Raw genomic sequence first — 13,973 nt, 5'->3', positions numbered from 1 at the left:
AGGTCTGGACGTCGGGACCCTTTCCGGTTCAGGCCAGACCGAACTCTTCGACGTGCACCTGTCGTGCGGAGGCTCGCAGGTCTCATAGGCCGGCGAGCACAGTCCGGCCGCAGACGTCGCGTTCGGCGGTGTCGGGGACCAGTGTCTGCAGGCTGCCGGGGCTGAACGGGCGGGGTGCCGCCCTCGCCGGTGAGCCGGTGAGCCGGTGAGCCGGTGTGGTGTCCGTTCCGTAGCGCGACCAGGTGGGGCGCACCTCGTTCAGCAGCCCGGTGCAGCGTCGGGAACGCCAGCACACATGAGGCCGGGAAACCCCGTGAACAAGCGAGAACCACGGAGGGGTGTTTTCCCAGGCCGAGCACGCCACAGCCGACGTTTCCTCAGGTCACAGGATCACTCAGCTCGCTCCGCTCACCGCGCGCGGCCCGGCCGGCGTCCGTGCCGCGCACACGGTAATCCGCCCGGCTCGTCAGACACCGTCGGCTTGCTCCACTCCGTAGATGAACTCAGGAACCCGGCTGTTGAAGATCTTCACGGGTATGCCGTGTCCGGCACCGGGCACGACCTCGGTGCTTACGTCCGGGATGAGGCGGCGAGCACGGGCCTCTGCGCGGCGGGAGTCCAGGACACGGTCGGCACCGCCCAGCAGAACGAGGGTGGGCACAGCGATCGAGCGCAACGCATCATCGCTCATGCGCTGCGGCTGCGGCAGCCGGATCCGGAAGCCGCGTATCGCATCCAGTGCCAGCCGCGTTCCCGCTTCTGCCTCCGCCGAGTTGACTCCCGTGTCACCGATGAGGTTGGTGAACCAGCGGCGTTGAAAGCTCTCGGAGCCGCTCAGGAAGCCTGCGATGGCACCCAGTAGGAAGCCCGGCTTGAGCGGGACCAGGGCCCGGGGCGGTTCGTACACAGTGACCGAGGCGATCCGCCCTGGCGCGCGTACGGCATGCTGAAGCGCCACGTAGCCGCCGTACGAGTGCCCGATCAGGTGGAGGCGGTCCAAGCCCAGTCCCTCGAGGGTCTCCTCCAGCCAGGCGGCCGTGTCGTCGGCACTGTCAATCGGAAGCTTCTGCGAGCTGTATCCGGGCTCGCCCACGCGATCGATGGCCAGCACGGAGCGGCCTCCCTGGGCCAGTGCCACGACATGCGGAGCCCACTCGGCAGGCGTCGCGTTCTGCCCGTGCAGCAGCACGACGGGTATCCGCTCACCGGCACCGTAGGTATGGACCCGAGTTTTTCCGAAACGGGTCATGACGTCCCGTTCCTCTCGCGGCGCGGGCCAGAACTCCATTGCCCGGTCATAGGCAGCCAGGACACGCGTCTGGGCCGCATTATCGGTGAAAGAGCTGATCCCTGCCGCCATGGTTCGCCTCCCCCTTGTACGACGGCCCTTGCGGCCCCCGCCGACCTGATTTTCGCAGGGAGGGCAAGGAGAGGGTTCGGCGGGTCACAGAGTCGAACTCTCTTTGCCTATAAAGCAGTTGCCCTCGAAAGGATCCTGATCAGGGCAGGTGCAACAGCGCTGTGATGACGTCGCCACGAGACGGCCCTCGCGGGTTGCTCTGGTCGACGACATTGCCCCGATAGCGTGAAGAAGACGGGTCTTGACTCGCACATTGGGGCCACCGTCTCAGCTTTGGAAGTGCGGCGATAGCGATTTCGCGTTGGCCCCGACGTCGTAGCGGGGCACTCCCCATCGAGGAGAGCTTGTCATCCTGCATGCGGATGCGCGGGAATATCGGCGTGAGCACCATGGAACTCATGGTGACGATCGACGCGTTACCCAATGCTCCACGTTGGGCTGTCCTCGCCGCCCACACGGTGCCACTTGTCACCCTGCCGTCCGGCCTGTGGCGGATCGCCCAGGTGGCCGGGCTCCCGGTGGCGGAGCAGTTGGGCCGGGACGGTCGCGAGGCGGTCGTAGCCATCTCGCTGACCTTGATAACAGAAGGTCTCGCCCTGCTCACACTCGGATTGGTGCGGCCGTGGGGTGAGGTCGCACCCCGCCGGCTCCCGCTCATCGGCGGACGGCGCGTGCATACACTCGCGGCGGTAGTACCGGCACTGCTCGGGGCGGCGATGCTGTGCACGATAGCGGGGTGGTTCGCCTGTACACAGGCGGCAGGGATGATCGGGCGTGTCACGCAGACGCCGGCCCAGCAAGTACTCCTCGTGGTTTGCTACTTCCCGCTGCTGGCCTGGGCACCCCTCCTCGCGGCCACCACGCTCGCGTACTACCGGCGCAGGACGACTGCGTCCTGAGGCTTTTGTAGGTCTGCCGGTGCCGGAGCTGATCCGCTGACATCAACGGCCCCGCACTGCGGCGGCACACAGCAGTCTGGGGTTTCTCCCCCAGGGAGGGGGTCTGATCGGCCTCGGACTCCTCATCCGGGGCCGTTCGCGTGAGCGGGCGGATCGCCAGACTCCGGATTTCTCCCACAGGATCAGCATCTTCGGCACGAGCTCCGGTCCGGAGATCGACCTCGGCGAGTTCGGGCGCCGGGTTCGGTGGTGGGCCGCCGTCTTCGCGGGTGAATTGCAGTACGGGCGGTGCGCAGCCGGTAATTGGCTTGTGCCGTTCGCGCGGTGCAGCCGGCCCGAGTTCGTGGAGCGTCCTCGCGCTCAGCGAGATTGTCCACGGTCTCGGCTTCGTCCGGGATGTGGCGGGGGATGCGGCTGCGGGTGTGGCCGAGCATACGGGCAGGCGGATGTGGGATTGAGGGGCAGAGGCGTGCGTCGAGCGCGGTCCACCCTGGCCAGATGTCAGGAAACCTGAGAAAGAAATACGCCTGCCGAGCGGGCGACGTCAAGACCGTCACGGCAACTCCTCCCCGAGGGGCCGGGCAAGTGGCCTTCGAAGAGTGCGTCCGATACGTCTGGGCAACAGCCTTGTCATCCGGCTTGTCATCCGGCGTCACCGTGTGCATCATCGTCGTCATCATCAGGGTCCCTGATATCAGGCACCTTGCCTGGCCCTACCGGGACGCGCAGGAACCCGCCACCGCCCTCCGCCGTCGGCTCTGGCTTCCCCCAGCGACTTCAGCCGCCCATTCCGGCTCCCCCAGCAGCTTCACCACCCTCAGTTCCGCTCCTTCGACGTGCCCGGAGGCATGTATGAGCGCACCCACGAGCACACCTGCGAACGGCAATTTGTCCCGAAGATCCGCTCTCCGGGGAACGGCCGGAGCCATCGGCCTGTTCACCGCGGGCGGTCTGCTGACCGCCTGCGGCGGCATCAAGGAGTCCTCGGCGCAGACCGACGCGGTGCTCCGGATCGGCTATGTCTCGCCCAGCACGGGCCCGGCCGCGGGCTTCGGCGAGCCGAACGCCTACCTGATGAAGAAGATGCGCGCCACCTTCAAGGACGGGCTGACGATCGGCGGCAAGAAGTACTCGGTCGAGATCGTCGACCGCGACAGTCAGTCGAATCCGCAGACCGCCGCGCAGGTCGCGACCGATCTGATCTACAGCGAGAAGATCGATCTGATGCTCGTCACCTCCACCCCGGAGACGGTCAACCCCGTCGCCGACGCGTGCGAGGCGGCCAAGGTCCCGTGTCTGTCGACCGCCGTGCCGTGGGAGGCCTGGTACTTCGGCCGCGGTGCCACCCCGGAGAAGCCCTTCACGTACACCTACCACTTCTTCATCGGCGTCGAGGAGATCCATGCCGCGTACATCTCCCTGTGGACGAAGGGCGGGGTGGAGACCAACAGGCGGGTCGGCGTCATGTGGCCGAACGACCCCGACGGCAAGGCGATCCGGCAGGGGCTCGGGCCGCAGCTGAAGAGGAGCGGGTTCAGGGTCGTCGACCCTGGGGCGTACGAGGACGGGACGAACGACTACTCGGCGCAGATCGCGGCGTTCAAGAAGGCGGACGCGGAGATCTTCAACACCTTCCCGCTGCCGCCCGACTTCGCCACCTTCTGGAAGCAGGCCCGGCAGCAGGGCTATCGGCCGCGCATCGCGAGCATCGCCAAGACCGGTCTCCTCCCCTCCCAGATCGAGGCGCTCGGCTCGCTCGGACACGGCCTCACCGCCGGCTTCTGGTGGTCGCCCAAGTTCCCGTACCGCTCCACCCTCACCCACCAGACCGCCCGGCAACTGGCCGACGACTACGAGAAGTCGACGGGCAAGCAGTGGACCCAGATCATCGGGTCCAACATGGCGCTCTTCGAGGTCGCGGTCCACGCGCTGACGGAGACCTCCAACCCCAAGGACCGCAAGGAACTGGCCTCCGCCCTCGGCAGGGCCAAGCTCATCACCGTCGCCGGGCCGCTGGACTTCACGTCCGGGCCGGTGAAGAACGTGTCCACGGAGCCCCTGGTCATGGCGCAGTGGCGCAAGGCGGGGGCGGGCAGCAGGTTCGCCGTCGAGCCGGTCATCGTCGACAACGGCGCCTTCAGTGGGATCCCGCTCGGAGGCGAACTTGAGCCCCTCCGCTGAGCCGGTGACCGCGGGGACATGGGCGGCCGCACCGGCGGCCGCCCCGGCCCCGCCGGTGCTCGCCGCGAACGGCATTCACCGACGTTTCGGCAACCTGGTCGTCCTCGAAGGCATCGACATCGCCCTCGCCCCCGGCGAGGCCCTGGGCATCGTCGGCCCGAACGGCGCCGGAAAGACGACCCTGCTCGACATCCTCTCCGGGGCCCAGGCCCCCTCCGAGGGCAGCGTCACCTTCCAGGGTCAGGACGTGACCCGCTGGAAGGTCGACCGCCGCTGCCGCAGCGGCATCGGGCGCTCCCATCAGGTGCCGCGCCCCTTCACCGGCATGACGGCCTACGAGAACGTGCTGGTCGCGTCGGTGCAGGGCAGTTCGCACCGACGCCGGGCCGCGCAACAGCACGCGCTCGACGTACTCGAGCGCTGCGGCATGCTCGGCCGGGCCAACCGGCCCGCGTCCGCGCTCACCCTGCTGGAGCGCAAGCGGCTGGAGATGGCGCGGGCGCTGGCGACCGATCCGCAGGTGCTGCTGCTGGACGAGATCGCAGGTGGCCTCACCGACGCCGAGACGGAGGAACTGATCGTCACCATCCAGCAGTTGCGCGCCGATGGCATCGCCATCGTCTGGATCGAGCACGTCCTCCACGCGCTTCTGCGGGTGATCGACCGGCTGGTCTGTCTCGCGCAGGGCCGAGTCCTGGCCGAGGGCGAACCGGACGCCGTCATGTCCGATCCCCGGGTCGTCGAGGCCTACCTGGGGAGCGCGGCATGAGTCTGCTGACGATCGAGAATCTCGAAGTACGGCACGGTCTGCTGCGCGCCGTCCGCGACGTCTCCTTCGCCGTGGACGAGGGCGAGGTCGTGGCGGTGGTCGGGGCCAACGGTGCCGGAAAGTCCACCCTGCTGCGGGCCGTCGCCGGAGCACACCGGCCGGCCGAGGGCCGTATCGGCCTCGACGGTGCGGATGTGACGGCCCGGCGGGCCCACGACCGTGTCGCGGCCGGGATCGCGCTGGTCCCGGAGGGGCGGCGGCTCTTCGCCGACCTCACCGTGGAGGAGAACCTGCTGGTCGCGTCCCGGGTACGGCGCCGCGGACCGTGGGACCTGACAGCGGTCGTGGCCGCCTTCCCGCTGCTCGACGGGCTGCTGAAGCGGCGCGCCGGCAATCTGTCGGGCGGCGAGCAGCAGGCCGTGGCCATCGGCAGGGCGCTGATGACCAACCCCCGGCTGCTGCTGCTCGACGAAGTCTCGCTGGGCCTCGCGCCCATCGTGGTCGACACCCTCTACGACTCGCTCGGCACGATCCTCTCCGGAGGTACGACGGTGCTGCTGGTGGAGCAGGACCTCGGCCGCGCCTTGGGGGTGGCCCGGCGCGTGCTGTGCATGCTCGAAGGCCGCGTCGTCCTGGACGAACCCGCCGACGAGGTCACCCGCGAACAGGTCGTCGAGGCGTACTTCGGGCTGAGTCGCGCCACGGCCGCAACCGTGCAGGAGGAGCCGGCATGAACTGGATCAACGCCATCGTGCAGGGCGTCATGCTCGGCGGCCTCTACGCGCTCTTCGCCTGCGGCCTCTCCCTGATGTTCGGCGTGATGCGGACCGTCAACCTGAGCCACGGCGACCTCGCGGTCCTCGGCGCGTTCCTCGTCGCGGTGCTGGCAGCCGCCGTCGGCATCAGCCCGTTCTTCGCCGTACTGCTGGTCCTGCCCGTGATGGGCCTGGTCGGAGTGGCCTTGCAGCGGGGCATCCTCAACAAGGCGCTGCGCACCGGCGAGATGTCGTCGATGCTGGCCACCTTCGGTCTCGCCATCGTGCTGCAGAACGTACTGCTGGAGATCTTCAGTGCCGACTCCCGCTCCCTGGACGTCGGTTCGCTGGCCACGTCCGGTCTCCAGCTCGGGTCGTCGGTGAGCATCCCGTACCTCGGCCTGCTCACCGTGGCGGTTGCGGTCGCGCTGCTCGGCGGTCTGCAACTGCTGCTGGCCCGTACGGGCATCGGCCGGGCGATCCGCGCCACCGCCGCCGACGCGGACACCGCCGAGCTGGTCGGGATCGACAGCCGCCGGGTGTACGCCTGGGCCGCCGCCATCGCCGTCGCCACCGCCGGTCTGGCGGGAGCGTTCTTCGCGATGCGGTCGTCGTTCAGCCCGTCCATGGGGCCGACCCAGCTGCTGTTCGCCTTCGAGGTCGTCGTGATCGGAGGGCTCGGTTCGCTGTGGGGGACGCTCGTCGGGGGCATGGTCCTCGGCGTCGCCCAGACGGTCGGCGCACAGGCGGATCCGCGCTTCTCCATCGTGGCCGGACACGCGGTGTTCCTCGCGGTCCTGGCCTTCCGTCCGCAGGGACTGCTCGGCATGAGAAGGAGCCGCACATGACCACCGCATCACCGGTGGCCCCCGCCACCGCCACCGCCACCATCCACCGGTGGACCCCCGTCTCCCGTACGGCGTCCGGTGCCCTGGCCGCCCTGCTGCTCGCGCTGGGGTTCGCGCCCTTCGTCTTCACGCCCGAGGCGACCGCGAAGCTGACGACCCTCTTCGTCCTCGTCATCATCGCGGCCATGTGGAACGCGCTGGCGGGTTACGCCGGTCTGGTCTCCGTCGGCCAGCAGGGCTTCATCGGCCTCGGCGCGTACGGAGTCTTCCTCTTCGTCGACCGAGGCGTCAGCCCCTTTCTCGCGGTCGTCCTGGCAGCCCTGCTCGCGGGTGCCGTCGCCGTACCCACTTCGCTGCTCGCGTTCCGGCTCACCGGCGGGCAGTTCGCCATCGGCATGTGGGCGATCGCGGAGTTCTTCCGGCTGGTCGTGGTGAACACGCCTTCGCTGGGCGGCGGTTCCGGCCGCTCGCTCACCGATCTGTCGGCCACCGATCCGGCAGTGCGGCAGGCCCAGGTGTACTGGCTCGCCCTGGCGCTGATGAGTGTGCTGCTGCTGGCCGTGTTCGTGCTGCTGCGCAGCAGGCTGGGGGCTTCGCTGGAGGCGATCCGCGACGACCCGGTGGGCGCGGCGTCCGTCGGGGTACGGGTCACCTCGGCGAAACGGCTGGTCTTCGTCCTCGCGGCAGTGGGCTGCGCGGCGGCCGGCGGACTCACCCTCGCGAACACGCTGCGGGTGCAGCCGGACTCCATTTTCGGGGTCCACTGGTCCGCGTACATGATCTTCATGGTGGTCATCGGCGGCCTCGGCACCTTCGAGGGACCGATCATCGGAGCGATCGTGTTCTTCCTGGTGCAGGACTGGTTCGGCGACAACGGAGGCTCCTGGTACCTGATCGGGCTCGGCGCCCTGGCCATCGGGATGACGCTGTGGATGCCCCACGGCCTGTGGGGTACCGTGGCACGCCGACGTGACCTGGAACTACTACCTGTCGGCTATCGCGTGAGGACGCCGGTCGTCTGACCTACCCGACGGCTTCGCCCGACCTCTCCCCGACCACCGACCAAGAGGTGCGCACGATGGCGGAGTCAGCCGATCGGGATCCGGATCCGGGTCCGGGTGCGGGTGCGGATTCCGATGCTGACCCCGAGAGCCCCAAGGGCCCGCTGACGATCTATCTCGTCAAGCAACTCGAACTGGCCATCCGCTCCTTCCTGGACGAGGCCTTGCGGCCGTACGGGCTTACGACGTTCCAGTACACGGCCCTGACCGTGCTTCAGCACCGAGGCGGGCTCTCCTCCGCCCAGTTGGCCCGCCGTTCCTTCGTCAAACCCCAGACGATGCATGAGATCGTGCGCGCGCTGGAGGAGCGCGGGCTGCTCGAGCGCGCCCATGCCCCGGGAAACCGGCGCGTCATGGAGGCCCGGCTGACGCGGGAGGGGCAGGAACTGCTGGCGGCATGTGCGCCGGCGGTGCAGAAGGTGGAGGACCGGTTGCTGCTCGACATACCGGAGAAACGGCGGTCCGCGTTCCGTCAGGGCCTGGAGGACGGGCTCGCCTCCATGACGGGGTGGCACCACGGCTGACGACGCGGATCGGCGGGCCGCCGCCCTGGCCCGCCCCGCTCCCGCGCATCAGCGGTCCCGGAACTCCAGCGACTGTTGAGGATCTGCGAGCGCAGGACGTGAAGCGGGTGTGGATCTCGCCGCCGCGGGAGCCCGGCACGGCACACGATGGCAGTTCTGGAAGGCCTGGGCGCCCCGAAGTGGCGTTCCCGGGCTGCAGCGGATCGCGTCGCTGGACAGGGTTCGTAGGTCGGCCGTGTTCCCTCTCGGAGTGGCGGGGTCTGTTCGTCGGCGAACTCAGCGGCTCCCTCGGGCAGTTCGGCCGTAGGCCGGCGATCGACCTCAGGGAACGGGAAGCATCGCGAACAGAGCCCGCTGCGGAGCCACCGCAGGCCCTCCGCGACGGCCACCATGACCTCGCCGAGGGCGGGGTGAAGGCAGCGTCCTGGCGGCCCCCTCCTCTTCGCCGGAAGAACGCCCCCAGGCCCCTGAAAGTACCGGGGTGGCTCCGGCTGGGCGCCGGAGCCACCCGTGGGTCGGTCGGTCAGTGGCGGATCAGTCCTCGTCGGGGTCGAGGACGCGGCCCTTGAGCTTGACCGGGTTGGCGGCGCCCACCCGGAGTTCGCCGTCGGTGTAGCGGCCCGGCGTCGCGCCGTCGATGGCGGTGACCTGGGCCCCGTAGCCGAGGCACTCCTGGTTGGTGGACAGGTACGGATTGTGGGTGAAGGTCAGCGTGCGGCCCGCGTCGGCGAGCGTGCCCTGGGTGGTCTGGAGGTTGCCCTTCGCCTGGAGCGTGTTGACGTCGTGGTAGGCCCAGGACAGCCAACCGGTGAATGCGAAGCCCGTGGGGGCCTTGAGGGTGAAGGTGATGTCGCCGGGGTTCACCGGGTCCGGGACAGTGCTGAGGATGCCGAAGCTGAGGTGGGCCGGCACCCCTCCCGGTGCGTCCTCGACGATGCCCTACTGGAGGATGTACAGCTTGTTCTCGGCTCCCGACTTGACGGGTGCCTGGGTCTGCGTGGCCATGGTTTCCCTTCTGGGGGTGGGGGGCGTCCGCGTGGGCGGATCCGCCGGTGGCGGGCTCGGGGGCTCGCGGGCTCGCTCATGGGCCGTCGGGGCCGAAGCGCACGCCTTGAGCTAGGCCGGGGGCTCGGTGGTCGTGGGCGCGTGGTCGGCCAGGAGCGGGCCGAGGACGACGAGGGCGCCGAGAACGATGTCCTCGTAGAGGTAGAACCCCGCTTCCAGGGGCGGCAGTTCGTCGTCGGTGCCCTCGCCGTCGGCTGCCGGGGCGGTGGCCTGTCCGGTGTCGTCGCCGGTCTCGTCCTGGGGAGCGGGCGTGCCGAGCAGGTCCGTGAGATCCTTCGCGGCGCCCTGGAAGGCGGCGCGGGCGGTGGTGGCCATCAGGCGCAGGGGCAGGTCGAGGGCGGCCGCGGTGCTCTGGCCGGGGATCAGTTTCGTCGCGGCGGGAGCCTCGGCGGTGGCGGCGGCGATCCACTGCACGGGCACGGTGCAGGCAGCGGTGATCCGCTCGGCGGACACCAGAGGCGGGGGGTCGCCGTCGACCATGAGGTCCTCCCACTCCATGAGGTCGAAGAGGAACTGTCCACCCTTGTAGAGGGGCCAGGGCCGGACCGCGTCGAGCAGGACGCGGGCGCGTGCGGGCTCGCGCCCGCGCAGGGCCACGCCGTGCCGTGCCAGGGTGCACAGGCACTGGCGCAGAGAGCTGTTGACCTGGCCGAGGAAGGAGAACGCCCGGTGGTCGGTCGGGGTCAGCGGGCCGGTGGCGGTGGGGTCGGCCGACGGGGGCGGGGGCGTGGTGGTGGTCATAGTGGCCTTGAGGTGACGTAGTGGGCGATCTGCCGCAGGACGGCTTTGCCTTCGTTCTCGGGGATGACGCGCAGGTCTTCTTCGAAGCGCGCGATACCTTCGGCGGCGAGCCGGTCGGCGAGGTCGGTGGCGTACTCGATGGAGCCGTGCCGCCGCATGGCGGCGAGGAGTTCCTCGGCGTGCTGCTGGGTCTTGTCCACGCGGCGTTGGCGCAGAACGTCGAAGAGGCGGGGGCGCTCGTGGGTGTACGCGGTGCGGAAGAGGTGGATCAGCATGACCGTGCGCTTGCCTTCGAGCAGGTCCCCCAGGGGCTCCTTGCCGTAGAGGGCCTCCTCGCCGACCAGGTTCAGGATGTCGTCCTGGATCTGGAAGGCGATGCCGATCAAACGAAACGCCTCGTCGAACCGGCCCAGTACGGCCGGGTCGGTGACGCCGGCGCAGACGGCACCGATGCGGCACGGGCTGATGCAGGTGTACCAGCCGGTCTTCTTGGTGCTCATCGTGAAGTAGGCGTCGTCGGCCTCGGGGACGACCTCGTGGCGGATCCAGCCCAGTTCCATGGCCTGGCCCTCGATGGACTCCCGGCACATGTGCATCGCCTCGTAGATGAGGCCGAGGGTACGGGCCAGGCCGAGTGATTCGAGGTTGGACAGGACGGCGTCGACGGCCAGCAGGTTCAGCCCGTCACCGACGTTGACCGCCAGGCCCAGACCGTGTTCCTCGTGCATGGTCGGCAGGCCGCGCCGATGGGTGGACTCGTCGGCGATGTCGTCGTGAACGAGAAAGCCGTTGTGGAACAGCTCCAGCGCGGCGGCGGCGCGTACGGCGTCGTCGGGACGTCCGCCGAAGGCGGCGCAGGCCGCGATGGTCAGGGTGGGCCGCAGGCCCTTGCCCTGCCGCGAGGGGTAGGAGCGCATGAGGTCGTACAGCTCGACGCGCGGCTCGCGGTCCGGCAGCAGCCGTTCGATCTCCTCGTTGGTGCGGGACCGGCACCGGCGCATGGTTTCCATCAGGTCCGCGTCGCGGACGGTGTCCTCCAGCGACCAGCTCGTGCTGGTGCGTCCGTCCCACAGCAAGCGCGGGGCCGTGAGCGTGGTGTCGCCGATCAGCGCCTGTGATGCGGGCGCGTCCTCAGGGGAGCGCCGGGCGAGGAAGTCCAGCGCGGTCCAGTCGACCGGCGCGCCGGCCTGCTCCTGTTCGGCGGATGCCGCACTGCCCCACAGCTGGGGGGCGCGTTCGCGGTAGTCGCCCCACAGTTCCTGCATGCTGCGCAGGCCCGCCGCGCGCTGGGACAACAGCGTGAAGGCGCGCCACACGGCGAGGGTGTCCTCCTTGGAGCCGCGTACGTCGAAGCTGTCGGGCAGGACCTGGTCGACGGGTGGGCGCTGGAGGTCGAACAGCAGGTTCATGGCCCGGTTGTCGAAGACGACCTCGACGTCGGGATCCGGACAGCTGCCCTGGTGTACGACGAGACGGCTGTGTCGCGCGGTGAGCGTGGCATGGCTGCCATCCATGAATTGCAGGCCGAGCCGGATGCCGCGCAGCTGGTCGGCGGCGGCGGCGAGGATGGCCGGCGCCCGGTCGGACAAGGCGGCGACGGTCTCGTCCAGCAGCCGGGCGCCCGTGAACGCGGGCATGGTCTCAGTCATGGGCACCACCGGCGAACTCCACGATGCCCGCGGTGCGAAAGGCGATACTGCGTCCGCCGACCCGTCCTTCCACCGTGCACGGGCCGAGGGTCTCGTGCACGCTGAACGGGTGCAGGCTCGTTTCGGACGGGTTGGCGATGCGTCCGGCCGTGTGCGAGCGGAAGTCGAGGACGAGACGGTCGTCGCCGAGCCGGGCGGTGATCAGCAACCGGCCGGGAACCGCCGCCATCGGCGGGGTGCCCAGCACGTCCGCCAGCGGTGGCGCCATCGCCACCCGGTCGCGGTCGAGGCTGCCGCTGACCGCGACCCGCAGGTTGCGGCGTGGAAAGTGACGCACCATGCGGCCGTCACGCCACAGCATCACCGATCCATTGGCCGCGTCCGCCGGACGCGCGGGCTGGATCAGGGTGAAGACCACCGCCGAGGGCGGCGCGGCACCGGCGGGGCCGGAGGGGTCGTTGACGAACCCGAACACCCAGCCCCCCAGCGTGGGCCAGGACCACCGGCCGCGTACCCGTTCGTGGTAGCCCAGCAGGTCCGTCGCCGTGACCGTGCCGTCGCCGTGCCGCAGGGTGCCCTCGCCCAGGACGCCGGGCTCCGACTGCCACCGCAGGTGCTCGTCCTCGCCGAAGGGCGCGCACTGCGAGGTGCACGGCCTGCTGGTCCGGGTCAACCGAACATCGGCCGCCGGCGCCGCCGACCGGGCCGCCACCCGGAACACGCCGGACTCACCACGCGGATGCGGCAACCGGAACGCGGACCAGGGCAGTTCGGGCTGTTCGGCGTTGAACTGCGTCGAACTCCAGCCGCGCCCCTCCTCGTGGACCAGAAGGATCGCCATGTGCTGCCCCTCGGCCGCCGTACCGGTGCCGCTGCGCCGCCCGGTGGCCGGAGCGCCCGGATCCGCGAAGGCAGCGCCGCTGGAGGACCCCAGGACGGACAGGTTGGCGATCAGGGCCTGTCGACCGCAGCGGGACAGGAACGCGTAGTGCAGCCATTTGCGGTCGAGTGGATGGGTGAGCGGGGCATACGGGAAAGGGCCCGGGGGCCCGAGCCTCGGGAGGGTCGGCGTGGACACACTTCGAAAGCTAACGCACTGTTGCTGAACTGGCACATTCCGTGACGCTCAGCCGGGTGACCTGAGAGCGCAAAAACGTTCACCTGCGTATGCGAGGTTTAAAACCGCAAAGAGCCGCCTGCGGCAGACACTCCACCCCGGACGGCTCAAGGTCTCGGGTTACGGTGCATCTTTGGTAGGTGGCCTGACGGTTGCCGAGTTATCCGGCGAGGGCGAGGTTGTGCAGGCGGGCGATGCCGAGGATGGCGTGGTGAACGCCGTCACCTTTCAAGCGGCAGTCGCGGAGGATCTTCCAGGTCTTCATGCGGGCGAACACATGCTCGACGCGGGCGCGGACGCTCTTGTGCGAGCGGTTGTGTTCCTCCTTCCAGGCACCCAGTTCCTCGTCCTTGCGTGTGCGACGGTGGGGAATGACCAGGCTGGTGCCGCGGTAGCCGCCGTCGGCGATCGTGGTGGTCTTCCCGACCGCCGCCTTGGCGCCGGACTCCTCCCATGCCTTGCAGTCGTTGCGGTTGCCCGTCACTGGCCTACCGACCGCGACGACCAGGCAGGAGTCCGCGTCGATGACGACCTGGTGGTTGGTGGAGTACCGGTAGTTCTTCGACTGCTCGGCGACGGTGTGGTCGCGGGTGGGGACCAGGGTGCCGTCCACGATCAGCACGGTGTCCTTGCGGTAGCGGCGACGCTGCTGCAATGCCAGGCGCGGGCCGAGGTTGTTGATGATCCGGTCGGCGGAGGACTTCGAGACGCCGAGCAGCGGGGCGAGCTGCCGCAGGGTCAGGTTGGTGCGCCAGTAGGCGGTGACCAGCAGGGCCCTGTCCTCCAATGGCAGGCTCCAGGGCCGGCCGCGCCGTACCGCATCAGCGCCCTCGCGGCGCAGCCCTGTCACCAGCTTCTGGAACAGCCGTGGGCTCAGCCCGGTGAACGGGGCTATCCAGGAAGGCTCCGACGCCGTGATCACACCAGTCACGCCAAGAGCTTCCCACGCAGCGGTGGTTGACCTCTGGATCGCTCACGGACGTCGGTGCGCCTGCCTCCTCGTA

The 13,973-nt window shown here is 69.5% G+C and carries 13 protein-coding genes; 7 read left to right on the top strand and 6 right to left on the bottom strand.

Translation table 11 applies throughout. The features are described from left to right. Positions 1-466 precede the first annotated feature (466 nt). Entirely contained in the window at positions 467-1,360 is an 894-nt protein-coding gene (locus AC067M_RS11715) for an alpha/beta fold hydrolase (RefSeq protein WP_478696814.1), read from the bottom strand. A gap of 389 nt (positions 1,361-1,749) precedes the next feature. Here AC067M_RS11715 and AC067M_RS11710 point away from each other — a divergent pair, with 389 nt between their 5' ends. The 7 genes from AC067M_RS11710 (at position 1,750) to AC067M_RS11680 (ending at position 8,397) form a co-directional block, all read left to right on the top strand. Further along, on the top strand, positions 1,750-2,259 hold the full coding sequence (locus tag AC067M_RS11710; protein ID WP_478696886.1) for a hypothetical protein: 510 nt from the start codon (positions 1,750-1,752) through the stop codon (positions 2,257-2,259). 852 nt (positions 2,260-3,111) lie between these two features. After that, a complete protein-coding gene (locus AC067M_RS11705; RefSeq protein ID WP_478696813.1) occupies positions 3,112-4,440 on the top strand; it encodes an ABC transporter substrate-binding protein in 1,329 nt (442 codons plus the stop codon). Positions 4,441-4,444: 4 nt separating this feature from the next. Then, positions 4,445-5,209 (top strand): ABC transporter ATP-binding protein, encoded by a 765-nt coding sequence (locus AC067M_RS11700; protein WP_478696812.1) that lies wholly within the window; start codon positions 4,445-4,447, stop codon positions 5,207-5,209. After that, the gene (locus AC067M_RS11695) at positions 5,206-5,943 is read left to right on the top strand and encodes an ABC transporter ATP-binding protein (RefSeq protein WP_478696811.1); all 738 of its coding nucleotides are present in this window, start codon (positions 5,206-5,208) and stop codon (positions 5,941-5,943) included. The genes AC067M_RS11700 and AC067M_RS11695 overlap by 4 nt, the downstream gene beginning before the upstream one ends. Beyond that, positions 5,940-6,812, top strand: coding sequence for a branched-chain amino acid ABC transporter permease (locus tag AC067M_RS11690; RefSeq protein WP_478696810.1), 873 nt, complete (start codon positions 5,940-5,942; stop codon positions 6,810-6,812). The genes AC067M_RS11695 and AC067M_RS11690 overlap by 4 nt, the downstream gene beginning before the upstream one ends. Next, positions 6,809-7,834 (top strand): branched-chain amino acid ABC transporter permease, encoded by a 1,026-nt coding sequence (locus AC067M_RS11685; RefSeq protein WP_478696809.1) that lies wholly within the window; start codon positions 6,809-6,811, stop codon positions 7,832-7,834. Before AC067M_RS11690 ends, AC067M_RS11685 begins: the two co-directional genes overlap by 4 nt. A gap of 56 nt (positions 7,835-7,890) precedes the next feature. Then, the gene (locus AC067M_RS11680; RefSeq protein ID WP_478696808.1) at positions 7,891-8,397 is read left to right on the top strand and encodes a MarR family winged helix-turn-helix transcriptional regulator; all 507 of its coding nucleotides are present in this window, start codon (positions 7,891-7,893) and stop codon (positions 8,395-8,397) included. A 534-nt stretch (positions 8,398-8,931) separates the two neighbouring features. On the opposite strand, the gene AC067M_RS11675 is transcribed toward AC067M_RS11680, so the two are convergent. From AC067M_RS11675 to AC067M_RS11655, 5 genes are all read right to left on the bottom strand, one after another. Beyond that, positions 8,932-9,309, bottom strand: coding sequence for a hypothetical protein (locus tag AC067M_RS11675; RefSeq protein WP_478696807.1), 378 nt, complete (start codon positions 9,307-9,309; stop codon positions 8,932-8,934). A 204-nt stretch (positions 9,310-9,513) separates the two neighbouring features. After that, positions 9,514-10,203 (bottom strand): hypothetical protein, encoded by a 690-nt coding sequence (locus tag AC067M_RS11670; RefSeq protein WP_478696806.1) that lies wholly within the window; start codon positions 10,201-10,203, stop codon positions 9,514-9,516. Next, positions 10,200-11,852: a polyprenyl synthetase family protein gene (locus tag AC067M_RS11665; protein ID WP_478696805.1), complete on the bottom strand. Its 1,653-nt coding sequence runs from the start codon at positions 11,850-11,852 to the stop codon at positions 10,200-10,202. The genes AC067M_RS11670 and AC067M_RS11665 overlap by 4 nt, the downstream gene beginning before the upstream one ends. Continuing rightward, positions 11,845-12,930 (bottom strand): hypothetical protein, encoded by a 1,086-nt coding sequence (locus AC067M_RS11660; RefSeq protein WP_478696804.1) that lies wholly within the window; start codon positions 12,928-12,930, stop codon positions 11,845-11,847. Before AC067M_RS11660 ends, AC067M_RS11665 begins: the two co-directional genes overlap by 8 nt. A 199-nt stretch (positions 12,931-13,129) precedes the next feature. After that, the gene (locus AC067M_RS11655) at positions 13,130-13,900 is read right to left on the bottom strand and encodes a transposase (protein ID WP_478696803.1); all 771 of its coding nucleotides are present in this window, start codon (positions 13,898-13,900) and stop codon (positions 13,130-13,132) included. Positions 13,901-13,973: the final 73 nt, after the last annotated feature.

The sequence above is a fragment of the Streptomyces sp. NPDC043427 genome (assembly GCF_056436655.1).
Note: the sequence above shows the minus strand (reverse complement) of the source record. Positions and strands in the feature narration are given on the sequence as shown.